The following is a 23,914-nucleotide window of genomic DNA, read 5'->3' as shown; positions in this document are numbered from 1 at the left end:
GGCCGGGTGGGCCCCTGCCCGGGTGGGCTCCTGCCCGGGTGGGGCCCCTGCCCGGGCGCAGGGCCCAGGGGCGCAGCCCCGGGCTACTCCCAGCGCACCTGCGGCGAGCGGTAGAAGTCGATTCCCCGCGCCTCCCACCGTGGCCCTTGCGCGGCCAGGCGCATCCGGTAGGCGTCCCAGTCGTGCGTCGCGGCCGGTGACCAGCCGAGTTCCGCGATGCCCGCGACCCGCGGGAACGCCATGTACTCGATGTGGTCACTGGTCGAGACGGTCTCCGACCACAGCGGCGCCTCGACACCGAGGATCGCCGACGACGGGGCGCCCTTGAGATACGCGCCGGGGTTCCAGTCGTAGGACTGGCGCACCTCCACATGTCCGGCCCATTCGAGCCCGAGCGGTGTGTCCTTGGTGTACTTCATGTCGAGATAGGCCCGGTTGCCGGGCGAGAGGATCATCTTGGTCCCGGCCTCGGCCGCGGCCACGACCTCCGGCTCGTCCCCCTTCAGCCCCCAGTACTGCGCCACGGCGCCCTCTGCGGGCCGTGCCCCGGTCAGCTGGTGCCAGCCGATCACCGTCTTGCCGTACTTGGCGACGACCGGCTGCACCCGGTCCATGAAGGCCGCGTAGTCCTGGGGGCTGGTGGAGTGGGCCTCGTCGCCGCCGATGTGCAGATACGGGCCGGGGGTCAGCGCGGCCAGCTCCCGGACGACGTCGTCCACGAAGTCGTACGTCACGTCCTTGTCCACGCACAGGGAGCTGAACCCGACGTTCGTGCCGGTGTAGAGCGGCGGCGCGACACCGTCGCAGTTCAGCCGCGCATACGAGGCGAGGGCGGCGTTGGTGTGCCCCGGCATGTCGATCTCGGGGACCACGGTCAGATAGCGGCTCTGGGCGTACCGCACGATCTCGCGGTAGTCGTCCTTGCTGTAGTAGCCGCCGCGGCCGCCGCCGACCTGGGTGCTGCCACCGTAAGTGGCCAGCCGCGGCCAGGAGTCGAGGGCGATCCGCCAGCCCTGGTCGTCGGAAAGGTGCAGATGCAGTTTGTTGATCTTGTACAGGGCGAGCTGGTCGATGTAGCGCTTGACCTGCGGCACGGTGAAGAAGTGCCGCGACACATCGAGCATCGCGCCGCGGTAGGCGAACCTCGGCGCGTCGGTGATGGTGCCGCCGGGGACCCGCCACGGGCCGGACTGGACGGTTCGGCGCTCAACGCCGGCGGGCAGCAGCTGCCGCAGCGTCTGCACCCCGTAGAAGAGCCCGGCGGGCCGACGGGCGCTGATGGTCACGGCGTCGGCGTCCGCCGCCAGGTGGTAGCCCTCCGCGCCGAGCCCTTCGACCTCGCGGCCGGTGGTGGCCAGCCGCAGCCGGATGCCACTGGCCCCCGCCGCAGTGGTGACGGGCAGCGGATAGCCGGTGGACGGCCGCAGCACACCCGCCAGATAGTCGCCCACAGCGCGCGCCGCCGCGTTGCCGGGTACGCGGATCGCGGTGCTCTTGGCGAGGGTGTACGGAGTTCCGCCGGGCGCCACGGTGGCGGGTGCGGGCACCACACGCGCCCGGGGGTCCGCGTCGGCGGGAGCGGCCGGATCGGCCGCCTGGGCCGGGCCGCCACCCGCCCCGGTGGCCGCGGCGGCGAGCATCATGGCGCCGAGCAGCCGGATCAGGCGGGGGCGGCCGAGGAGCGGGCGAGAGGGGCGGTTCCGGGCGCTGCGTCGTCTCACGGGCGGTCCCTTCAACGAACTGCGTTCGGGAAAGTTCGGGGAGATACCGGCTGGGGAGCGGCGGGGAGGACACGGAGGGGCACGGGATGGGGCGGCCGACCATCCCCTTGGGTACCGCGCGGCGCACAAGGGGTCAAGGTGTAGACCACTCGCCGCCCGCTTCACATCCGAATGCTCGTCAGAATTCACTCCATACGCCTGTCAGAATTCACTGCATGGCGGAGATCATCCAACCCGACGGAACCTGGAGCTTCGACGGCGACGCGGTGCGCATCGTGCCCGGCCGCGACAAGGGCGTCCACGCGGCGCGGCAGTCCCTGGGCGAGCTGACCGTCCCACTGGAGGCACTGGCGGGGGTCGCGTACGAGCCCGGCCGGAAGTCGGGCCGTCTTCGGCTGCGGCTGCGCGAGGGCGCCGATCCGCTGCGCCTGGCCACGGGCGGCACGCTGCCGGACGGGGCCGACCCGTATCAGCTGAGCGTGGACCCGGACCGCTCCGGGGTCGCCGAGTACTTCGTCGACGAGGTCCGCAACGCCCTGCTGTTGGAGCAGGTGCCCGCCGGCCCCTGCGACCGCTTCCTGCTACCCGGCCCCGCCGTGCCGCTGTCGGCGTCGGCGGGCGACGGCACCGCCTCCTTCGACGGTGACCGGATCCGGCTGGAGTGGAACTGGAAGACCGAGGAGTCGAAGAAGTCGGCCGGTCCCCGCACCTTCTCGGTCGCGGACCTCGACGCGGTGGAGTGGCGGCCCGCCGAGGGGCTGGAGAACGGTTACCTCCGGTTCCGGCTGGCGAAGTCGACGGCCACGACGCTGACGACGACGGTGCCGAAGTACGACCCGCACGCGATCGAGCTGTACGGCTTCCGCAAGGACCCGCTGATGGCGCTGGTCGCCGCGGCCGTCGTCGCCCGCATGCCGCACCCGGCGGCACCGCCGGAGCCCGCCGACGAGCCGGCCGCGCTGCCGGCACCGTCGACGCCGCAGACAGGCTCCGCGGGAAGTGACACGGATCACGACGCGCTGCTGCGCCGGCTGCGGGAGCTGGGGGAACTGCGGCAGAGCGGCGTGCTCACGGAGGAGGAGTTCACGGCGGCCAAGCAGGCCGTCCTGCGCCGCTTCTAGGTCGGACCCGCACCACTTCCAGGCCGGACCCGCGCCGCTTCCAGGCCGGACCCGCGCCGCTTCCAGGCTGCCCCTGAACCGTCTCCAGGCCGGATGGTGCCCGATATCGGGCAGATTTCTTGCGAAACTCTCCGCTTCCCCTCAGTATCAACGGGTGCTCGAACGCCGTACGCCCTCGTCTCACGACGATCTCGTCGACCACCTGGTGCGCAGCACGCCGCTGAACCGCGGCGAGGCCGCCCGGGTGGTGCTGGACGTGCTGGCGTACTTCGACGAGACGGTCGAGGAGTACGTCCGGCGGCGCCACCGCGAGCTGCAGTCCGGTGGATGGACGAACACGGACATCTTCGAGCGGATCGCGGCGGAGCTGCCGCACCGCGCCGTGGCGCCGCCCGAGCTCTCGCTGCGGCAGCTGCGCCGGATCGTCTACGGCTGAGGCCGGTCCGGCCACGGCCGAGACCGGCCCGTTCAAGCCCGAGCACCCACGCAACGACCAGGAGGGGACGAAGAACCATGTGCGGAATCGTTGGATACATCGGCAAGCGCGACGTAGCGCCGCTGCTGCTGGAGGGCCTCCAGCGGCTGGAGTACCGGGGCTATGACTCGGCCGGCATCGTGATCACCGGCAAGCCCTCCGGCAAGACCCCGGCCGCGCTGAAGATGGTCAAGGCCAAGGGCCGGGTCCGCGACCTGGAGGCCCGCGTCCCCAAGCGCTTCGCCGGCACCACCGGTATCGCGCACACCCGCTGGGCCACGCACGGCGCCCCCAGCGACGTGAACGCGCACCCGCACCTGGACCCCGAGGGCAAGGTCGCCGTCGTCCACAACGGCATCATCGACAACGCCTCCGAGCTGCGGGCGAAGCTCACGGCCGACGGCGTGGAGTTCGCCTCCGAGACCGACTCCGAGGTCCTGACCCACCTCATCGCGCGCTCCCAGGCGGAGACCCTGGAGGAGCGGGTCCGCCAGGCACTGCGCCTGGTCGAGGGCACGTACGGCATCGCCGTGCTGCACGCCGACTTCGCGGACCGGATCGTCGTCGCCCGCAACGGCTCCCCCGTGGTGCTCGGCATCGGCGAGAAGGAGATGTTCGTCGCCTCCGACGTCGCGGCGCTGGTCAGCCACACCCGCCAGGTGGTCACCCTCGACGACGGCGAGATGGCCACGCTCAAGGCCGACGACTTCCGTACGTACACCACCGAGGGGTCCCGGACCTCGGCCACGCCGACCACCGTGGAGTGGGAGGCCGAGTCGTACGACATGGGCGGCCACGACACGTACATGCACAAGGAGATCAGCGAGCAGGCGGACGCCGTCGACCGGGTGCTGCGCGGCCGGATCGACGACCGGTTCTCCACCGTCCACCTGGGCGGGCTCAACCTGGACGCGCGCGAGGCCCGCACCATCCGCCGGGTGAAGATCCTCGGCTGCGGCACCTCGTACCACGCGGGGCTCATCGGCGCCGGCCTGATCGAGGAGCTGGCCCGGATCCCCGCCGACGCGGAGCCCGCCTCCGAGTTCCGCTACCGCAACCCGGTCGTGGACCCCGACACGCTGTATGTGGCGGTCTCCCAGTCCGGTGAGACGTACGACGTCCTCGCCGCGGTGCAGGAGCTCAAGCGCAAGGGCGCCCGCGTCCTGGGCGTGGTCAACGTGGTCGGCTCGGCGATCGCCCGCGAGACCGACGGCGGCGTGTACGTCCACGCGGGCCCCGAGGTCTGCGTCGTGTCCACCAAGTGCTTCACAAACACGGTGGTCGCCTTCGCCCTCCTGGCCCTGCACCTCGGCCGCATCCGGGACCTGTCGGTGGCGGACGGCAAGCGGCTCATCGCAGGTCTGCGCAAGCTGCCGGAGCAGATCTCCGAGATCATGGCGCTGGAGCCGGAGATCGAGAAGCTCGCGAAGGAATACGCGAACGCGAAGAGCATGATGTTCATCGGCCGGGTGCGCGGCTACCCGGTCGCCCTCGAGGCGTCCTTGAAGCTGAAGGAGATCTCCTACATCCACGCCGAGGCGTACCCGGCCTCGGAGCTCAAGCACGGCCCGCTCGCGCTGATCGAGCCCGCGCTGCCGACGGTGGCGATCGTCCCCGACGACGACCTGCTGGAGAAGAACCGCGCGGCGCTGGAGGAGATCAAGGCCCGCAGCGGCCCGATCCTCGCCGTCGCCCACCAGGAGCAGGAGAAGGCGGATCACACGATCGTGGTACCGAAGAACGAGGTCGAGCTGGACCCGATCCTGATGGGCATTCCGCTGCAACTCCTCGCGTACCACACGGCTCTGACGCTGGGCCGCGACATCGACAAGCCGCGCAACCTGGCGAAGTCCGTGACGGTCGAGTAGTCCACGGGAGGCGGTGTACGCGCAGGCCATCCAGACGCGGACACCGCCTCCGTCGCGCCGGCGTCGCCCTGACGCCGGCGGCGGGGCCGCCTGCCCGGTTCGGCGAAGGGCACCCCACCCGCGGCACAGGGGAGTTGGGCGCTCGGGCCGGGGCGACGCCGCGTCAGGGGATGACGATGACGGGACGCTGCGCGCGGCGCGCCAGCCGGCCCGCGACAGAGCCGAAGAGCCGGCCCACCAGCCCGTGCGTGGAGCCGACCACGATCGCGTCGGCCGCGTACTCCCGGCCGACCTCCTCCAGTTCGTGGCAGATGTCCCCGCCCCGCTCGACGAGGATCCAGGGGACCTCGGAGAGATGGTCGGCACAGGCCAGTTCGAGGCCCAGCACCTCGGTGCGATGGTCGGGGACGTCCACGAAGACCGGCGGCTCGCAGCCCGCCCACACGGTCGTCGGCAGCCGATTGGCCACATGCACGATGATCAGGCCGGAGCCGGACCGCCGGGCCATTCCGATCGCGTAGGCGAGCGCCCGCTCACTCGAGGTGGAGCCGTCGAATCCCACCACGACACCGTGCTGGAACGCCGGATCGCAGGCATGACGTGACTCTTCCGCCGCTTCGGGGTGCGCTTCGTGATCAGCGACCCTCTTGCGGTCCGCGGGTTCGGGGAATTCGTGACCGGCCATCGGTGTCTCGGCGAAGGAAATCCTCTTGCGGAGGGATCGGCGGATGGGCTCTGGTTGACGTTGTCGGCGGACTGCTGGCTCTGGCGGCTCGGTGTGGGCACACCTCCCGGGACGGAGCCCGGGGAGCGTCGAACGAACAGAATCCGTCCGGGATTCATCTTTCCAAGCCCATACCCCCAAGGGTAAGGCCCCACTCCTCGCCCGCCCAAGGTCCACCCCAAGCTAGGGGGGCGCCCGAGGCGTTCCCCGGAGCATGCCGGAGGGCGGCCCGGAGCGCAATGCCCTCCAGCCGCCCACTGGCGTACGCCGAGCGGCCTTCGACCGGGGATCAGGTGCCCGGCAGGAGGGTGGAGGGGCCGCACTGCCACGGCCCTTGCCATGACACGGGCGGCCCTCCCCCTCGACCGTCCTTCACCCTCGCCCGCCACCCGAGAGGAGCATTCCGTGTCCGTACGCGTTCGGTCCGTATCCGGGACGCGCCGGGCCCATGCCGACGGTACGTTCGCCGGCGGATCGCCGCGGCAGGGCGGGCGACGGCGCGCGCAGCGCCACGGTGGGCGCACGGAAGCATGGGCGGGCGCCCATGATGCGGACCGGCGTACGCCCGTCCGCCCCTTGATCCGGCTCTCTGCTACCGCTCGTTTTCAGCCAAGTTTGAGCCGGGCTCCTTTCCTTGGCAAACACCGCCCCCACCCGCGCTCCCACCAGCGAGGAAAGGGGTATCGGCGGGGTGCGCCCCCTACGGGGAGTAGGTGCGAGCCATAGGCGCACTTCCCAGCAGAGGCTACGAGTGCAACGCTTCGTGATCGAATGCTTCGCGCCAAGTTGTCATATCGACTTGGGAGCGGGTGGTGAACTGGTCACGGCCACCACACGCGACACAGTAGATTCGATCTTGGCGATGACCGGCGGGGGAACCGTTCAGGACCGAGGGGAAACGTGCAGGACCGAGAGGACGCGACCACCGAGGGGGGCTTAGTTCCATGAGCCAGGACTCCACAACCGTACCGGAGACCTCGCGTAAGCTCTCCGGGCGCCGACGACGGGAAATCGTCGCGGTGCTGCTCTTCAGCGGCGGCCCTATATTCGAGAGCTCCATCCCGCTATCCGTCTTCGGTATCGACCGGCAGGACGCGGGTGTACCGCGATACCGATTGCTCGTGTGCGCGGGCGAAGATGTGCCATTGCGAACGACCGGCGGACTGGAACTGACCGCTCCATACGGCCTGGAGGCACTCTCCCGGGCCGGCACCGTCGTCGTACCGGCATGGCGCTCGATCACTCAGCCGCCACCGGCCGCCGCGCTGGACGCGCTGCGCCGCGCCCATGAAGAGGGCGCGCGCATCGTCGGACTGTGCACGGGGGCCTTCGTACTGGCCGCGGCGGGCCTGCTCGACGGCCGCCCGGCCACCACGCACTGGATGTACGCGCCGACGCTCGCCAAGCGCTATCCGTCGGTGCACGTGGATCCGCGCGAGCTGTTCGTGGACGACGGCGACGTACTGACCTCGGCGGGGACCGCCGCCGGGATCGACCTGTGCCTCCACGTCGTACGGACCGACCACGGCGCCGACGCCGCGGGGGCCCTGGCCCGCCGTCTCGTCGTACCGCCGCGGCGCAGCGGCGGTCAGGAGCGCTACCTCGACAGGTCTTTACCGGAGGAGATCGGCGCCGACCCGCTCGCCGAGGTCGTCGCCTGGGCGCTCGAGCATCTGCATGAGCAGTTCGATGTCGAGGCCCTGGCCGCCCGTGCCTATATGAGCCGCCGCACCTTCGACCGGCGGTTCCGTTCGCTCACTGGGAGCGCTCCACTCCAGTGGCTGATCACCCAGCGGGTGCTCCAGGCCCAGCGGCTCCTGGAGACCTCCGACTACTCGGTCGACGAGGTCGCCGGGCGCTGCGGCTTCCGGTCGCCGGTCGCGTTGCGCGGCCACTTCCGGCGGCAGCTGGGATCTTCCCCGGCTGCCTACCGGGCGGCGTACCGGGCCCGCAGGCCGCAGGGCGGCACGGAGCGCGGCGACCGGCCGGAGCGGCCCGAGGTGGGCGAGCAGCGCACCGCGGACGCCGCGACGGCGCTGCGGCGTGCCGCCGCGCCGCTGCCGCACCCCGGCCACCCGCAGCACGCCGCCCAACACCCGATGCCGCCGGGGCCGCCCTCCGGGCTTCCGGCGGCGGGCCACGGCGGGCAGCCGGGGCACGGCGGCCATGTGCGCCACGACGGGCACAGCGGGCACACAGCTCACGTCGGGTACGGCGGACCCGGACACGGTGGCCCGGGCGTGCCGGAGCCCGGCAGGCCGGAGTCGGACACGTACGCCGCACGCCTGCCGGAGCAGGCCGCGAACCGGGCCCAGGGCCGTTCGACCCTGCCCGGCCAGCGGGAACGCCCCGTAGGGTGAGACGTATGAACGATCGCATGGTGTGGATCGACTGCGAGATGACCGGGCTCTCGCTGTCCGACGACGCGCTCATCGAGGTGGCCGCGCTGGTCACCGACTCGGAGCTGAACATCCTGGGCGACGGCGTGGACATCGTGATCCGCCCGCCGGCCGAGGCGCTGGCCACCATGCCCGAGGTGGTGCGCGAGATGCACACCGCTTCCGGGCTGCTCGCGGAGCTGGACGGCGGGACCACGCTGGAGGATGCCCAGCGGCAGGTCCTCGCCTACGTCCGCGAGCACGTCCCGGAACCCGGGAAGGCTCCGCTGTGCGGAAACTCCGTGGGGACGGACCGCGGCTTCCTGCTGCGCGACATGCCGGACGTGGAGAGCTACCTCCACTACCGGATCGTCGACGTGTCCTCGGTCAAGGAGCTCGCCCGGCGCTGGTATCCGCGGGCGTACTTCAACAGTCCGAAGAAGAACGGCAACCACCGGGCGCTCGCCGACATCCGCGAGTCCATCGCCGAGTTGCGGTACTACCGGGAGGCGGTCTTCGTGCCGCAGCCCGGCCCGGACTCGGACACGGCGAAGGCCATCGCGGCGAAGCACGTCGTGACCGCCGGGCGCTGAGTGACGAGGCTCGCTCCCGGCACCGGGAAAGCCGGGAGCGAGCACCCCTTCAGACCCTGTACACTTTTTCTCGGCCGGTGCGGAAGAGCACAAAAGCACCGGTCATGGTGGGTATAGCTCAGCTGGTAGAGCACCTGGTTGTGGTCCAGGATGTCGCGGGTTCGAGTCCCGTTACTCACCCTGAAGGATCAAAGGGCCGACCTGAGAAATCAGGTCGGCCCTTTGGCGTACGCGAACCGGGAGCAGGTGCCGCCGCTTCTGCGCCAGGCGTCCAGGGGGCATCGCCCGAAGGAGTGAGCAGCGCCGAAGAAGCGCGGTACGCGGGCAGGGGCTGCGAGACGATCCGGCGATGAGCGTCCGTCCGCCTGCCCCGTCCACACCGCAGCGGAAGCCGCCCACCTGCGGCACCTGCCGCGGTCCCATGTGGTGGGACACCACCTATCCCTATCCGCCGGGCTGGTACTGCTCCGTCTGCAAGGCCCCGCCCCACCGTGAACGCGGGCCGGGAATCCGGGAGTCGTCGGCCTGACGGCGGCGGCATCCCATGCGGCCGATGCCCCGGCCCGCTTTGGCAGGATGAACCGTATGAGCAATGAGCTGCCGCACGTGATCTCCGAAATCGCCGAATCCGAGAAGCAGGCCACCCGGGGCGAGCTGGACCGGCTCGATCTGGGCAAGGCGACCGGCCCCGCCCGGTACGACATCGAATTCACCTACCACCTCGACGGCAAGGGCACCGGCACGATCGCCCGGTTCGGCGCCCTGACACCGGTGCCGGTCCCCCAGGTCGGCCAGACGGTGCACCTGCACGGCCACGGCCCGCTGGTCGTCCGCTCGGTCGACATCAGCTACGAGGTCAGCGAGGAGGACGGGGCGCTGTACGCGGCCGCCACCGTGGATGTGACCGTGCCCTCCGAGGGCTGACCTCCGCACGAAGGCCCGGGCCACCGCGGCCGGCTCGCGGTGGCCGGGCAGTACAGGGGCGTTTGCTGGCATGACCCCTTACCCATCGGCTGAGCGCCGTCATCGGGCGCGGCCTAGCATGAAAGCTACGGGGGCGGACGATAGGAGTCCGTGATGGGCGGGCCCGCGAAAGTCACGCCGATGAACGCGCCGTTCGATCTGGCACCCGCCGTATGGGTGGTGATCGACGGCGAGGGCGCGGTCATCGGCTGGACGTACGCTGCCGAGAGGCTGCTCGGCTACCGGGCCGCGGACGTGCTGGACCGGCCCGCCGTGACGCTGCTGGCCTCCCCCGACGACGCCGTCAAGGCCGCCGCCATCGCCGAGGAGTGCCGCGCCGGGGCGGTCTGGGCCGGGCTGGTGGCCGCCCGGCACCGGGACGGGAGCCGCGTCGACCTGGGTCTGCGGGTCTGCGCGGTCATGGCGGCGGACGGCCGCGAGCAATGGCTGGTGTCGGCCATCGACCTGGCCAGCACCCCCTCGTGGGCGGTCAGCGGCTCCGCACTGGAGGGCTTTCTGACCCGTTCCCCGCTGGGCATGGCCGTGCTGAGCCCCGAACTGCGGTACGTCTGGCTCAACGACACCCTGGAGCGCTTCGGCGGTGTGCCGCGCGAGCAGCGGCTGGGGCGGCGGATGACCTCGGCGCTGCCCGGTCTCGACACCGAGGCGCTGGAGGCGCTGATGCGCAGCGTGCTCGCCACGGGCGTGCCGGTGATCGACCACGAGTACCAGGGCTGGACGTCGGCGGACCCGTATCGCGAGCGCGCCTACTCCACCTCCTTCTTCCGGCTGGAGGACGCCGACGGCCACCCGATGGGCGTGTACTACCTCGTGATGGACGTGACCGACCGGTGGAAGGCGCAGCGCCGGCTCGCGCTGCTCAACGAGGCCGGGGTACGGATCGGCAGCACCCTGGACGTGGCGCGTACGGCCGAGGAGGTCACCGCGGTCGCCGTGCCGCGGGTCGCGGACTTCGTCACCGTCGACCTGCTGGAGGCGGTGCTGCGCGGGGACGAGCCGGAGGTGGGGCGCTCGGGGGTCCGGGGGGCGCTGCGCCGGGCCGCGCAGCTCTCCGTCCACGAGGGGTGCCCGGAGTCGGTGGTGGCCGTCGGCGACCCGATCAGCGCGCCCGAGGCGGCCCCGTACGAGCGGTGTGTCGCCGAGGGCAGGTCCTACCGGGAGGTCGTCGATCCCGCGCGGCCCAGCCCCACCTGGCTCGCCGACGACCCGGCGCGCTCGGAGAGCGTCCGCGAGTACGGGATGCACTCGGGGATGTGGGTGCCGCTGCGGGCGCGCGGCACGGTGCTGGGTGTGGTGACCTTCGTACGCTCACGGCATCCGGACCCCTTCGAGGAGGACGATCTGCTGCTGGCCGAGGAACTGGTCGCGCGGGCGGCGGTCTGTCTGGACAACGCCCGCCGCTACACCCGCGAGCACAACGCGGCGCTCGCCCTCCAGCGCAATCTGCTGCCGCACCGGCTGACCGGCGGAGCCGCGTTGGACGTCGCCACCCGCTATCTGCCGACGGGCTCCCAGGGCGGGGTGGGCGGCGACTGGTTCGACGTCATCCCGCTGTCCGGGGGCCGGGTCGCGCTGGTGGTCGGCGACGTCGTGGGACACGGCATCACCGCGGCGGCCACCATGGGCCGGTTGCGTACGGCCGTGCACACCCTCGCCGACATGGACCTGTCGCCCGACGAACTCCTCGCCCATCTGGACGATCTGGTCATCCGGCTCACCGAGGAGGAGCACGACGACGCCGTCTCGGCCGCCGTGCTGGGCGCCACCTGCCTGTACGCGGTCTACGACCCGGTGACCCGGCGCTGTGCGATGGCCCGGGCCGGGCATCCGGCGCCCGCGGTCGTCGATCCCGGTGGGGCGGTCAGCTTCCCCGACCTGCCCGCGGGGCCGCCGCTGGGGCTGGGGTCGCTGCCGTTCGAGTCCGCCGAGCTGGAGCTGCCCGACGGAAGCCTGATCGCCCTCTTCACGGACGGCCTGATCGGCCCCGCCGACGACAACGTGGACCTGAGGCTGCGCCGGCTGGGGCGGGCGCTCGCCCAGCCGGAGCTGCCGCTCGAGGAGTTGTGCACGACGGTGGTCGACTCGATGCTGAGCGGGCCGCCGGGCGACGACGTGGCGCTGCTGGTGGCCCGTACGCGCGGGCTGGACGCCCATCAGGTCGCCTCCTGGGACCTGCCGGCCGACCCCGCGGTCGTCAGCAGCGCCCGTGCGATGACCGACCGCCAACTGGCAGAGTGGGGGCTGGACGAGCTGCGCATGACGACCGAACTGGTCGTCAGCGAGCTGGTCACCAACGCCATCCGGCACGCCGTCGGCCCGATCCGCCTCCGGCTGATCCGGCACGAGGTGCTGGTCTGCGAGGTGGCCGACGCGAGCAACACCTCGCCGCGGCTGCGGCACGCGCGGACGACGGACGAGGGCGGCCGGGGGCTGTTCCTGGTCGCCCAGCTGACCCGGCGCTGGGGTACGCGGTACACGCGGCGCGGCAAGATCATCTGGACGGAGCTGGAGCTGCCCGCGAGCCCGTCCCGGGGGAGCGTGAGGACCGGGGCGGGCGGGTAGCGGGTCCCGGCGGAACCAGGGCGGTAGCGGGTCCCGGGGGAAGGGCTACGAGGACGCCCGCCGCACCAGCTCCGTCGGCAGGACCGTCTGCGGGCGCTCGGCCCGCCACCGGCCCGTGCGGCGGGCCGCCCGCCGCGCCTCGATCTGCTCCAGCAGGGCCCGCACCATCGCCTGCCCCATCTCCTCGACCGGCTGCCGGACGCTGGTCAGCGGCGGGTCCATGTGCCGGGCCACGGCGGAGTCGTCGAAGCCGACGAGCGCGACGTCCTCGGGGACCCGGCGGCCCGTCTCACGCAGCACGTGGCGGGCCCCGGCCGCCATCACGTCGGAGGCGGCGAAGACCGCGTCCAGGTCGGGCCGCCGGGCCAGTAGGGCGCGCATGGCCCGGCGGCCGCCCTCCTCCGTGAAGTCGGCGGCCTCGGTGAGCCGCGGGTCGGGTTCCCGGCCCGCCGTCCGGACCGCGTCCCGGTATCCGGCCAGCCGGGACTGGGCGACGTGCATGTCGGGTGGCCCGGCGATGGTCGCGATGGTGCGGCGGCCGCGGGCGAGCAGGTGGTCCACGGCGGCCCGCGCCCCGCCGAGGTTGTCCGCGTCCACGTACGCCACGGTCTCCTGCGCGGTGCGGCGGCCGCTGAGCACCGCGGGCATGCTGATGCGTTCCAGCAGGTCGGGCAGCGGGTCATCGGCGTGTACGGACACCAGCAGCACACCGTCGACGCGGTGCGCCGAGAGATAGTCGGCCAGCCGCTGCCGCTCCCTGGGGGTGCGGACGAGGGTGAGCAGGAGCTGGAGGTCGGTGTCGGCGAGCGCGGCGCCCACGCCCCGGATGATGTCGGAGAAGTACGGCTCGGCGAAGAGCCGGGTCTCGGGTTCGGGGATGACCAGCGCGACGGCGTCGGCGCGGTCGGCGGCGAGTGCGCGGGCGGCGCGGTTGGGCACGTACCCGAGATCGGCGACGGCCTGTTCGACGACGGCGCGGGTGCGGTCGCTGACCTTGGGCGATCCGTTGATCACCCGGGAGGCGGTGCCGCGGCCCACCCCCGCGCGGGCGGCCACCTCCTCCAGGGTGGGTCTGCCGCGTCCGGCTCCGCGGCGCCGTGTTCCTGTCATCTTCCGCCTCCAGCCGTACGGGTAAGCGATGCCAATTCAACAGCAGTGAGGTTCCGGAAAGTTGCCACGTGGGTTCCCTTGACACCCCTGGGGCAAGTGATGAACCTTCAGTTCATCACCAGTGAGAGCGCTCCCACACCCGCCACATGTGCTTATTTTTGCCTGAACCGGCACATAGGACGCAAGGAGAACGCAATGCGGAGGAGTTCCGGCAGGTTCCGACACCGGGCAGTGGTCCTGGCGGCCGTCGCCGCCCTGCTCGCCGGCTGCGCCGACGACGGCGGCGGCGACAGCGCCAGCGCCTCGGGCGGCACCGACGCCGAGGGCAGAACCACCATCACCGTGGGGGTCTTCGGGGTCTTCGGCTACAAGCAGGCCGGTCTGTACGACGAGTACATGGAGCTGCACCCCGACATCGCCATCAAGGAAACCTCCATCGAGCGGAACGAGAACTACTACCCGCAGCTGCTGACCCATCTCGGCACCGGCAGCGGGCTCGCCGACGTCCAGGCCGTCGAGGTCGCCAACATCGCCGAGGTCACCGCCACCCAGGCGGACAAGCTCGTCGATCTGTCGAAGGCGAAGGGCGTGCGGAAGGACGCTTTCATTCCTTGGAAGTGGCAGCAGGGCACGACCGCGGACGGGAAGACGGTGGGCCTGGGCACGGACATCGGCCCGATGGCGATCTGCTACCGCAAGGACCTGTTCGCCAAGGCCGGACTGCCCACCGACCGCAAGAAGGTCGCCCAGCTGTGGGCGGGCGACTGGGGCAAGTACCTGGAGACCGGCCGGAGGTACCAGGACAGGGCTCCCGGCGGCACCTCCTTCGTGGACGCGGCCTCGGGCGTCTACAACGCCGTGATCTCCAGCAGCGCCGAGACCTACTACGACGCGCGGGGGAAGCTGATCTACAAGGACAGCCCGGCCGTCAAGGAGGCCTGGGGCTACGCCATGGACGCCGCGACCGGCAAGCTGACCGCCAAGCTCCAGCAGTTCCAGAAGTCCTGGGACCAGGCGTTCGCCAACGGCACGTTCGCCACCGTCTCCTGCCCGCCGTGGATGCTCGGCTACATCAAGGAGAAGGCCGGGCCGAAGGCCGAGGACCAGTGGGACGTGGCCGCCGCCCCGAAGCCCGGCAACTGGGGCGGCTCCTTCCTCACCGTGCCCAGCGCCGCCAAGCACAAGGACGAGGCCGCCGAGCTGGCCGCCTGGCTGACCGCCCCCGAGCAGCAGGCCAAACTCTTCGAGAAGCAGGCCAGTTTCCCCAGCTCCGAGGCCGCCTACAAGCTGCCGCAGGTCGCGGACGCGCGGCACCCGTACTTCGGCGACGCGCCCACCGGGAAGATCTTCTCCGCCGCCGCACGCGGTGTGCCCACCCAGGTCCTGGGCCCGAAGGACCTGCTGATCAAGCAGAACATCCAGGACGTCGGCATCCTCCAGGTCGAGCAGCAGGGCAAGTCGCCCGAGGCCGGCTGGAAGGCCGCGGTCAAGTCCGTCGACAACGCGCTGGACCTGTGACGCCGATGGCCTCCCAGCCGGACACCGCCGCGGCCCCCGCGGCCCCGCCGTCCCCCGCCCCGCCCACGGCGGGGAAGGGCGGCGGCCCGACGGCGGCGGAGGACCGCCGTCGGGCGCGGCGCAGCAAGCGCTACCTCCCCCAAACTCCGTCCGGGCGGTACCCCCAGGACGTGCGCTGGTCCCCGTACGGCTTCGTCGCCCCGTTCTTCGTCCTCTTCGCCGCCTTCGGACTCTTCCCGCTGCTCTACACCGGCTGGGCGTCACTGCACAGAGTGGAGCTCACCGACCCCACCCACATGGAGTGGGTGGGGCTGCGCAACTACTCCCGGCTGTGGGAGGACGACTTCTTCTGGAACGCGCTGCGGAACACGTTCACCATCGGGGTGATCTCCACCGTCCCGCAGCTGCTGATGGCCCTGGGGATCGCGCATCTGCTCAACTACCGGCTGCGCGGCTCGATGTTCTTCCGGGTCGCGATCCTCACCCCGTACGCCACCTCGGTCGCCGCCGCCACGCTGGTGTTCGTCCTGCTCTTCGGCCGCGACTACGGGATGGTCAACTGGCTGCTCGGCACGGTCGGCATCGACGCGATCGACTGGCAGAACGGCACCTGGACCTCGCGGATCGCCGTGTCCACCATCGTGATCTGGCGCTGGACCGGCTACAACGCGCTGATCTACCTGGCCGCGATGCAGACCGTACCGAACGACCTGTACGAGTCGGCCGCGCTGGACGGGGCCTCGCGCTGGCAGCAGTTCATCCACGTCACGATCCCGTCGCTGCGGCCCACGATCCTGTTCACGGTCGTCGTCTCGACGATCGGGGCGACCCAGCTGTTCGGCGAGCCGCTGCTGTTCAGCGGCAGCGCGGCGGCGACCGGCGGCGCCGACCACCAGTACCAGACGCTCGGTCTGTATCTGTACGAGCAGGGCTGGGTGAACCTGCACCTGGGCCGGGCCTCCGCCATCGCCTGGGCGATGTTCCTGATCCTGCTGCTGATCGCCGCGGTCAACGCAGCTGTCGTCCGTCGTCTCCGCAAGAGCCAGTGAGGGGGGAGCATGTCCGCTCGAAAAGCAGGTGGGCAGCTGCACGGCGGCAAGGTGACCTATGCCGTGCTGATCGTGTTCACCGCGGTGTCGCTGTTCCCGCTGCTGTGGACGGCCGTCGCCGCCTCGCGGGACAACGGGCGGCTGGCCCAGACCCCGCCCCCGTTCTGGTTCGGCAGCAACCTGTTCACGAACCTGGAGACGGCGTGGACGGACGCCAACATGGGTGCCGCGCTGCTCAACACGACCATCGTGGCCGGGACGATCACGGTCGGCACCGTGCTGTTCTCCACGATCGCCGGGTTCGCCTTCGCCAAGCTGCGGTTCCGGGGCCGCAACGCGCTGCTGATGCTCACGATCGGCACGATGATGGTGCCGCCGCAGCTCAGTGTCGTACCGCTGTACATGACCGTCGCGAAGCTGGAGTGGACCGACCAGCTGCAGGCCGTCATCCTGCCGACGCTGGTCGGCGCGTTCGGGGTGTTCTTCATGCGGCAGTACCTGTCCCAGGCGCTGCCCACCGAGCTGATCGAGGCCGCGCGGATGGACGGCGCGAGCAGCCTGCGGATCCTGTGGCACGTGGTCTTCCCCGTCGCGCGACCCGCGATGGCCGTGCTGGGCATGCTCACCTTCGTCCAGGCCTGGAACGACTTCTTCTGGCCCATCATCGCGCTCACCCAGACCGGCAATCCGACCGTGCAGGTGGCGCTGACCGGGCTGGGCCGCGGCTATATCCCGGACCAGTCGGTGATCATGGCGGGCGCGCTGCTGGGCACGCTGCCGCTGCTCCTCGCCTTCGTCCTCTTCGGCAAGCAGATCGTCGGCGGGATCATGCAGGGCGCGGTCAAGGGCTGACCCCTCCTCGCGGTCAAGCTGAGCCCCCTCTTCCCTCTCTCCCCCACCCCTACCTTGCACATGGGAGCGCTTTCATGACTGTTTCCTTTCCGCCCGGCTTCCTGTGGGGCGCCGCCACCTCCGCGTACCAGATCGAGGGCGCGGCGTGGGAGGACGGCCGGACGCCGTCGATCTGGGACACCTTCTGCCGGACGCCGGGCAAGGTCCTCGGCGGTGACACCGGCGACACCGCCGTCGACCACTACCACCGGTTCCGCGACGACGTGAAGCTGATGGCGGACCTGGGCCTCGGCGCGTACCGCTTCTCGGTCTCCTGGCCCCGGGTCCAACCCACCGGGCGCGGCCCGGCGAACCAGCTCGGACTCGATTTCTACCGCGCCCTGGTGGACGAGCTGCTGGAGCACTCCATCGAGCCGGTGGTGACCCTCTACCACTGGGATCTGCCCCAGGAACTCGAGACCGCGGGCGGCTGGCCGGAGCGGGAGACGGCCGAGCGGTTCGCCGCGTACGCCCGCATCGTCGGCGAGGCGCTGGGCGACCGGGTCACGATGTGGACCACCCTGAACGAGCCGTGGTGCAGCGCCTTCCTGGGGTACGGATCCGGGGTGCACGCCCCGGGACGCACCGATCCGCCGGCCGCGCTGCGCGCCGCGCACCATCTCAACCTGGCGCACGGGCTGGGTGCCCAGGCGCTGCGCTCGGTGCTGCCCGCCCGCGCCGAGGTCGGCATCAGCCTGAACCCCGCAGTGGTCAGGGCCCGTACGGGCGCGCCCGAGGACCTCGACGCACGGCGGCGGATCGACGCACTGGCGAACCGGGTCTTCACCGGGCCGCTGCTGCGCGGCACGTATCCGGCGGATCTGCTGCGGGACACCGCCGGCATCACCGACTGGTCCTTCGTCCGGGACGGCGACCTCGCCGCCATCCAGCAGCCGCTCGACACGCTGGGCATCAACTACTACACGCCGTCGCTGGTCTCGGCCGCCACGCCGCGGGCGGCGGAGCGCAAGGACGGCCACGGGGTCAGCGCGCACTCCCCCTGGCCGGGCGCCGAGGGGGTCGCGTTCCATCAGACGCCGGGCGACCGGACCGAGATGGGCTGGACGATCGATCCGACGGGCCTGTACGAGCTGCTGACGCGGTACTCCGAGGAAGCGCCCGGCGTCGCGCTGTACATCACGGAGAACGGCGCGGCCTTCGACGACAAGCCGGACGCCGACGGCGCGGTCCACGACCCGGCGCGGATCGCCTACCTCCAGGCGCACCTGGCGGCGGCGCACCGGGCGATCGAGGCGGGAGCCGATCTGCGCGGCTACTTCCTTTGGTCGCTGCTGGACAACTTCGAGTGGTCGTACGGCTACAGCAAGCGGTTCGGCTCGGTGTACGTGGACTACGCGACGCAGGCCCGCGTCCCGAAGTCCAGTGCCACCTGGTACGGGCGGGTGGCCCGCACGGGAGAGCTGCCGGTGGTCCAGCAGGCATGAGGGAGGCGGGGCGCGGCGGACCCGGTGGGGGTGTGGTCCGCGCGCCCCGCCGGTGTGGGGGGTTGCCGTGGGGGGTGGTTCTGGGGGGTGTGGGGGTGGGGGGTGACAGCCGGGAACGGGGAGCGCGTCAGCGCTTGGCGGCGGCGAACGCCTTGGTGAACGCCAGCTCCTCCTGCTCGATCGAACTGCACGTCGGCGAGGCGGAGTTCTGCGGGCCTCCCGGGCACGCCTTGTCCCGGGTCGCGGACCACATCGACAGCCAGCCCAGGCCCTTGCTCCGCGCGAAGGCCACCAGCTGCGTCGCGTCGTCGACCTTGAAGACCTCGGTGGCGACGTCGTTGACGCCGATCATCGGGGTGACGGCGACGGCCCGCCACGCGGCGGCGTCGTCCAGCCCGAGTACGCCCTTGACCTGGGCTTGGGTGGCGGTCGCCGCGTCGATGGCGTACTGGCCCATGTCGCCGTCGAAGGAGGCGCCGTAGTCCATCGCCATGATGTTGACGGCCGATATCGCGACGCCGTTCTTCTTCGCGTTCTCGACGAGGTCGACGCCGTCCTGGGTGAGGCCGGTGGGCATCACCGGGAGGGTGAAGGACACGTCCAGGCCGGGGTGCTTCTTCTGGAGCCGGGCGATGGCCTGGGCGCGGCGGGTGTTGGCGGCCTTGTCCGGCAGCGCCCCGCCCTCGATGTCGAAGTCGGCCTTGGTCAGCTTGTAGGCGTCCACCACCTTGCCGTACGCGGCGGCCAGCTCGTCCGCGGAGGAGCAGGCCAGGCCCAGTTCGGAGCCCGCCGCGCCGCCGAAGGAGACCCGTACGTCGCCGCCCGCGGCGCGCAGCGCGCCGATCTGCCGGGCCACGGCGTCGTCGCCGAGGTCGGTGACTCCGCCCCACTTGGGGACGCACCCGCCGCCGGAGGTGACGAAGGCGAGGTTGTAGGTCTTCACGCCGGTCTTCTCGGCGGTGCCGACCATGTCGAAGGCGGGGTGGAGGGAGGTGTCGATGTACGGGGCGAAGCCCGCGCCGCCCTTGCCGTCCGGGGGCTTCGGGGACGAGGTGGTGGGCTGCGGGGTCGTCGGCCGCGAGGCGGTCGGCCTCGGGGCCGGGTCCTGGTCCACGGAGCACTTCGCGTCGTTGATGCGGCAGTCGACCGGGTCGGCGGCCTTCCCGCCCGATGCGGCGGCCGCGACGAAGCCGACGGTCACGGAGGCGCCGGGGGCGAGGGTCGCGTTCCAGCTCTCGGGTTTCACCGTGACGGTCTGCCCCTCGGTGGTGTGCTTGCCGTTCCACAGGGAGGTCACCTTGGTGCCGGCGGGCAGTTCGAACCGCAGGGTCCAGGTGGACAGTGCCTTGCCGGTGTCGTTGGTGATGACGTACTGGCCCGTGTAACCGCCCGACCAGCCGCTGGACTTGCTGTAGGCCGCGCCGACCGAGGCGGCCTGCGCCGTGCCCGTGAGCGCGACCGCGACGCCGCCGATCACGGCCGCGGTGACGAGGGCGCCGATCACCTTGGCTCTGCGGCTCGCCGTGCGCCGGTGGCTGCTGCCCATCGGTTACCTGCCTTCTCTGAACGAGGTGGGGGGTGTGGCAGCACGCTAGCGAGCGGGAATCGGGCAAATGGCGCTATCGGTACGGGGGCTTCCGTTCTTATGGCTCACTTAAGGAGCCCATGGGGGCGTTCTAAGGATTCCCGGCTCCGGAGCGGGCATCAGGCCCTGAAGGCGGGCGTCAGGCTCCGGAGCGGGCGGCGCGCCGGGGCCGGGCCCGCCGCCGTACGCCGCGCGGCGGGGTGCCGCCGGTGAGGGAGAGCCGGACGCGGACTTCGGTACCCCCCAGTACGGACCGGCCGATGCGTACGTCTCCGCCGGTGGACTCCGCGACCCGGCGCACGATGTCCAGGCCGAGGCCGGTCGAGCCGTCGCGGCCGTCGCCGTGGCCGCGGCGCACGGCGGCGTCCGGGTCGGCGATGCCGGGGCCCGCGTCGGAGACCAGCACGAGGACGCTGTCCTCGCCGTTGTGCACGTCGACGGCGAAGGCGGTGCCCTCGGGGGTGTGCCGGAAGACGTTGCCGAGCATCGCGTCGAGGGCGGCGGCGAGTTCGGTGCGGGCGACCGGTACGCGTACGGTCTGGTCGACCCCGGCGGGCCGGACGGTACGGCCCTCGTCCTCGGCGAGCGCGGACCAGAAGTCCATCCGCTCGCGGACCACCTCGGCGACATCGCACCCGGCCGAGAGCTGGGCCGGCGCCTTCTGTTGGCGCGCGGTGCGGATGATCTGGTCGACCTCGCGCTCCAGTTGGGCGACGGCGGCGCGGGTCTGCTCGGCGGCCGGGCCTTCGCCGAGCGAGGCGGCGTTGAGACGCAGCACGGTCAGCGGGGTGCGCAGCCGGTGGGAGAGGTCGGCGGCGAGTTCGCGTTCGCCGGCCAGGAGTTGGACGACCTGGTCGGCCATGGAGTTGAACGCGACGGCGGCGGAGCGCAGTTCGGCGGGGCCCTCCTCGGGGACGCGGACGCCGAGCTTGCCCTCGCCCAGGTCGTGGGCGGCCGCGGCGAGCTGCTCGGCGGGGCGCACCAGCCGGGTGCCGAGCCGGTCGGCGGTGGCGACGGAGCCGACGACGAGCGCGAGGCCGACCCCGGCGAGGATCAGCCAGGAGGTGGCCACCCCGTTGCTCACCGCGCTTTCGGGGACGTACACCTCGACCACGGCGACCTTGCCGGTGCTCAGGGCGGTGGGCTGGAGCAGCGCGTACCCGCCGGGTACGGGGGTCATCGCGGCGCGGCCGAGGCGGCGGGCGGTGGCGATGTCCCGCGGATCGGCGCGGTGCTCGCCGATGCTCCGCGCCCCGGCGGGGCCCGTGCCGTCCGGGGCAGGTCGGCCGTCCGGGGTGGTGGAATCGTCCGGCGTGGGTCGGCCGTCCGGGGTGGTGGAATCGTCCGTGCCGCCCGGCGTGGGTCGGCCGTCCGGCAGATGCACCGCCATCCGGCCGTCGGCGCCCGCCTGGGTGCTGGCGACGGCCCGCCGCAGCTCGGCACGGTCGGTGGTGATGGCGAGCGCGGGACCGATCGCGGCGGCCTGCCGCTCGGCGTCGGCGAACGCCCGGTCGCGCGCCAGCTCCTTGACGACCAGCCCGAGCGGTACCGCGAAGGCGACCACCACCATCGTGGTGACCGCCAGGCAGACCTTGACCAGCGCCCATCTCACGGAAGCGGCTCCGGCTCCGCCGTCGGCTCGGCAGGGGGCTCCAGCTTGACGCCGACCCCGCGCAGGGTGTGCAGATAGCGCGGCCGGGCGGCGGTCTCGCCGAGTTTGCGGCGCAGCCAGGACAGATGGACGTCGATGGTCTGGTCGTCGCCGTAGGACTGCCGCCAGACCTCCGCGAGGAGCTCCTTGCGCGGTACGACGACACCGGGCCGCTCGGCGAGGAAGGCCAGCAGGTCGAACTCGCGGCGGGTCAGATCCAGTGGCGCGCCGTCGAGTTCGGCCTGGCGGCGCAGCGGATCGATGGCCAGGCCGCCGACGCGCAGCACGCGGGACGGCGGGGAGTCGGCTGCCCCGGAGCGGGCCCGGCGCAGCACGGCGGCCATCCGCGCCGACAGGTGCGCGATGGAGAACGGCTTGACGAGATAGTCGTCCGCGCCGTCGTTGAGCAGCCGCACGATCTCGGCCTCGTCGTCGCGCGCGGTGGCGACGATGACGGGCACGTCGGTGATGCCGCGCAGCATCTTCAGGGCTTCCGCCCCGTCGAGATCGGGCAGCCCGAGGTCGAGTACGACCACGTCGAAGCCGTGGTGGGCCACTTCACGCAGCGCCTCCAGGGCCGTACCGACGCTCCGTACGGTGTGCGACGCCTCCGTCAACTGCCGGATGAGGGCGGACCGCACGAAGTGGTCGTCCTCGACGACAAGCACTCTCGCCATGGGCGGCACCGTACGCCATCGGGGTGCGGCGGGCGTGCGGCAGTATGGGGAGATGCGGCGAGGTCGAGGACTGGTGCACGCCATCGCATGGGCGCTGGCGACGGGCGTCGCGGTGGCGTTGTCCTGGTACGGCGTACGGACGGTGCTGACCGGGACCTCGTACGACGCCCCGCGCGCCCTGCCCGTCTCGGCGGATGCCGGGGCCTCGCCGGACGAGCGGATCTCGGCCACGCACCGCCCCAGACCGCCGTCGTCCGCCCGTTCCCCGCGGCCGTCGCCGTCCGCGCCGTCCGTCGCGCGGCCCGGTACGGCCCCGGCCTCGCCCGGCAAGGGCGGTGGCGGCGGGCTGAGGAGCTACTCCGTCACCGGCGGCCGGGTGGCTCTCGACCTCGGCCCGACCTCGGCGGAGCTGGTCTCGGCGACACCCGACAGCGGCTGGCAGATGCGGGTGTGGACGCAGAACGCCTGGATCCGGGTGGACTTCACCTCGGGTGACGCGACGGCCTCCGTGTTCGTCACCTGGAACGGGCATCCGCCGACGGTGCAGATCGTCGAGCCGTGAGACCGCGCGCTTCCGTGCGGGCCTCTCCGGGGTTCAGTGGAACGCGTCGGGCGGCGGGGCCGGGGAAGGGGCGGCGGTCGCGTCGGTGACCGGCGCCGCGCCACCGGTGAAGTCGGCCAGCGCTCGGCCGTGTTCGACCCGGGCGGGGTGCGGGTCGGAGGCGGCGCGCCGGGTCAGCTCGGCGACCGGAATCTCCCGGTCCGAGGCCAGCAGGACGGCGTTGCCGAAGCGGCGGCCACGCAGGACGGCCGGGTCGGCGGTCAGGCAGAGTTCGGGAAAGGCCGTGCGCACGGTCGCGATCTGGGCCCGGAGGTGGGCGAGCGGCGGCCCGTCGGCGATGTTGGCGGCGTACATCCCGCCGGGGCGCAGCGCGCGCCGTACCTCGCCGGCGAACTCGGCGCTGGTCAGATGCGCGGGCGTACGGGCTCCGCTGAACACATCGGCGATGATCAGGTCGGCCCAGCCGTCCGGCACCTTGCCGAGCCCGGCCCGCGCGTCACCGCCCCGCACCCGGATGCGCCAGGTGCGGTCCAGCGGCAGGTGGGTCCGTACGAACTCGACGAGCCTGGCGTCGACTTCGACGATCTGCTGGGTGGAGCGGGGCCGGGTGGCCGCGATGTACCGGGCGAGGGTGAAGGCCCCGCCGCCCAGGTGGACGGCGTGGACCGGGCGGCCGGGCGGGGCCGCGAGATCCACGATGTGCCCGAGCCTGCGCTGGTACTCGAAGTCGAGATACGAGGGATCGTCGAGGTCCACATGCGACTGTGGGGCGTCGTCGAGCAGCAGTGTCCAGCCGCGCGGGCGGTCGCGGTCGGGCAGCAGCTCGGCCCGTCCGCCGTCCACCGGCGCCGTGACCGGCTCGGCGGTGCGGCCACGCTCGGCGGTGCGTCCGCGCGCCGAGGCGCCTCCGCCCTCCGGGGTGCCCCCGCGTCCGCTCTTCCGCCTGCTCTTCGCCACGCGTCCAGTATCGCGCGCGGCGGCCGACGGCGATCATCGAGCG

Annotated in this window: 19 protein-coding genes and 1 tRNA gene; 13 read left to right on the top strand and 7 right to left on the bottom strand. The window is 72.1% G+C overall.

All coding sequences use genetic code 11. From position 1 onward, the window contains the following. Positions 1-83 precede the first annotated feature (83 nt). Entirely contained in the window at positions 84-1,640 is a 1,557-nt protein-coding gene (locus ACQUSR_RS22170) for a beta-N-acetylhexosaminidase (protein ID WP_431047769.1), read from the bottom strand. Positions 1,641-1,936: 296 nt separating this feature from the next. On the opposite strand from ACQUSR_RS22170, the gene ACQUSR_RS22165 reads away from it, so the two are divergent. From ACQUSR_RS22165 to glmS, 3 genes are all read left to right on the top strand, one after another. Next, a complete protein-coding gene (locus ACQUSR_RS22165) occupies positions 1,937-2,842 on the top strand; it encodes a DUF4429 domain-containing protein (RefSeq protein WP_431044342.1) in 906 nt (301 codons plus the stop codon). A gap of 154 nt (positions 2,843-2,996) precedes the next feature. Next, positions 2,997-3,278, top strand: a complete 282-nt coding sequence (locus ACQUSR_RS22160; protein ID WP_431044341.1) for a hypothetical protein — start codon at positions 2,997-2,999, stop codon at positions 3,276-3,278. 77 nt (positions 3,279-3,355) lie between these two features. Further along, entirely contained in the window at positions 3,356-5,185 is a 1,830-nt protein-coding gene (gene glmS / locus ACQUSR_RS22155) for a glutamine--fructose-6-phosphate transaminase (isomerizing) (protein WP_431044340.1), read from the top strand. Positions 5,186-5,348: 163 nt separating this feature from the next. Here the strand turns inward: glmS and ACQUSR_RS22150 are convergent, their stop codons facing one another. Further along, positions 5,349-5,870, bottom strand: coding sequence for a universal stress protein (locus ACQUSR_RS22150; protein WP_431044339.1), 522 nt, complete (start codon positions 5,868-5,870; stop codon positions 5,349-5,351). A gap of 983 nt (positions 5,871-6,853) precedes the next feature. Between ACQUSR_RS22150 and ACQUSR_RS22145 the strand changes: the two genes are divergently transcribed. From ACQUSR_RS22145 to ACQUSR_RS22125, 5 genes are all read left to right on the top strand, one after another. After that, positions 6,854-8,269, top strand: a complete 1,416-nt coding sequence (locus ACQUSR_RS22145; RefSeq protein ID WP_431044338.1) for a helix-turn-helix domain-containing protein — start codon at positions 6,854-6,856, stop codon at positions 8,267-8,269. Between the two features lie 5 nt (positions 8,270-8,274). Then, on the top strand, positions 8,275-8,880 hold the full coding sequence (orn, locus tag ACQUSR_RS22140; protein ID WP_431044337.1) for an oligoribonuclease: 606 nt from the start codon (positions 8,275-8,277) through the stop codon (positions 8,878-8,880). A 107-nt stretch (positions 8,881-8,987) separates the two neighbouring features. Beyond that, a tRNA-His gene (locus ACQUSR_RS22135) sits at positions 8,988-9,060 on the top strand. Between the two features lie 405 nt (positions 9,061-9,465). Beyond that, a complete protein-coding gene (locus ACQUSR_RS22130; protein ID WP_431044336.1) occupies positions 9,466-9,804 on the top strand; it encodes a hypothetical protein in 339 nt (112 codons plus the stop codon). Between the two features lie 180 nt (positions 9,805-9,984). Next, on the top strand, positions 9,985-12,426 hold the full coding sequence (locus tag ACQUSR_RS22125) for a SpoIIE family protein phosphatase (protein WP_431044335.1): 2,442 nt from the start codon (positions 9,985-9,987) through the stop codon (positions 12,424-12,426). A 45-nt stretch (positions 12,427-12,471) separates the two neighbouring features. Here ACQUSR_RS22125 and ACQUSR_RS22120 read toward each other — a convergent pair whose 3' ends face one another. Further along, positions 12,472-13,536 (bottom strand): LacI family DNA-binding transcriptional regulator, encoded by a 1,065-nt coding sequence (locus ACQUSR_RS22120; RefSeq protein ID WP_431044334.1) that lies wholly within the window; start codon positions 13,534-13,536, stop codon positions 12,472-12,474. A gap of 195 nt (positions 13,537-13,731) precedes the next feature. Between ACQUSR_RS22120 and ACQUSR_RS22115 the strand changes: the two genes are divergently transcribed. The 4 genes from ACQUSR_RS22115 (at position 13,732) to ACQUSR_RS22100 (ending at position 18,439) form a co-directional block, all read left to right on the top strand. Next, the gene (locus ACQUSR_RS22115) at positions 13,732-15,054 is read left to right on the top strand and encodes an ABC transporter substrate-binding protein (protein WP_431044333.1); all 1,323 of its coding nucleotides are present in this window, start codon (positions 13,732-13,734) and stop codon (positions 15,052-15,054) included. Positions 15,055-15,059: 5 nt separating this feature from the next. Next, entirely contained in the window at positions 15,060-16,103 is a 1,044-nt protein-coding gene (locus ACQUSR_RS22110; protein ID WP_431044332.1) for a carbohydrate ABC transporter permease, read from the top strand. A gap of 9 nt (positions 16,104-16,112) precedes the next feature. Continuing rightward, positions 16,113-16,955: a carbohydrate ABC transporter permease gene (locus ACQUSR_RS22105; RefSeq protein ID WP_431044331.1), complete on the top strand. Its 843-nt coding sequence runs from the start codon at positions 16,113-16,115 to the stop codon at positions 16,953-16,955. Between the two features lie 74 nt (positions 16,956-17,029). Beyond that, the gene (locus tag ACQUSR_RS22100; RefSeq protein ID WP_431044330.1) at positions 17,030-18,439 is read left to right on the top strand and encodes a GH1 family beta-glucosidase; all 1,410 of its coding nucleotides are present in this window, start codon (positions 17,030-17,032) and stop codon (positions 18,437-18,439) included. Between the two features lie 127 nt (positions 18,440-18,566). Here the strand turns inward: ACQUSR_RS22100 and ACQUSR_RS22095 are convergent, their stop codons facing one another. The 3 genes from ACQUSR_RS22095 to ACQUSR_RS22085 form a co-directional block, all read right to left on the bottom strand. Next, positions 18,567-19,985: a glycoside hydrolase family 18 protein gene (locus tag ACQUSR_RS22095; protein WP_431044329.1), complete on the bottom strand. Its 1,419-nt coding sequence runs from the start codon at positions 19,983-19,985 to the stop codon at positions 18,567-18,569. A 178-nt stretch (positions 19,986-20,163) separates the two neighbouring features. Beyond that, the gene (locus tag ACQUSR_RS22090; RefSeq protein WP_431044328.1) at positions 20,164-21,636 is read right to left on the bottom strand and encodes a sensor histidine kinase; all 1,473 of its coding nucleotides are present in this window, start codon (positions 21,634-21,636) and stop codon (positions 20,164-20,166) included. Then, positions 21,633-22,352, bottom strand: a complete 720-nt coding sequence (locus ACQUSR_RS22085) for a response regulator transcription factor (RefSeq protein ID WP_431044327.1) — start codon at positions 22,350-22,352, stop codon at positions 21,633-21,635. The genes ACQUSR_RS22090 and ACQUSR_RS22085 overlap by 4 nt, the downstream gene beginning before the upstream one ends. Before the next feature lie 52 nt (positions 22,353-22,404). Between ACQUSR_RS22085 and ACQUSR_RS22080 the strand changes: the two genes are divergently transcribed. After that, positions 22,405-22,914: a hypothetical protein gene (locus tag ACQUSR_RS22080; protein WP_431044326.1), complete on the top strand. Its 510-nt coding sequence runs from the start codon at positions 22,405-22,407 to the stop codon at positions 22,912-22,914. 33 nt (positions 22,915-22,947) lie between these two features. Here the strand turns inward: ACQUSR_RS22080 and ACQUSR_RS22075 are convergent, their stop codons facing one another. Further along, the gene (locus ACQUSR_RS22075; RefSeq protein WP_431044325.1) at positions 22,948-23,871 is read right to left on the bottom strand and encodes a spermidine synthase; all 924 of its coding nucleotides are present in this window, start codon (positions 23,869-23,871) and stop codon (positions 22,948-22,950) included. Between the last annotated feature and the right edge of the window lie 43 nt (positions 23,872-23,914).

The sequence above is a fragment of the Streptomyces sp. P1-3 genome (genome assembly GCF_050613155.1).
In the GTDB taxonomy this organism is placed as follows: domain Bacteria; phylum Actinomycetota; class Actinomycetes; order Streptomycetales; family Streptomycetaceae; genus Streptomyces.
The sequence above is the reverse complement of the archived record's forward strand: the minus strand, read 5'-3'. Positions and strand labels throughout refer to the sequence as shown.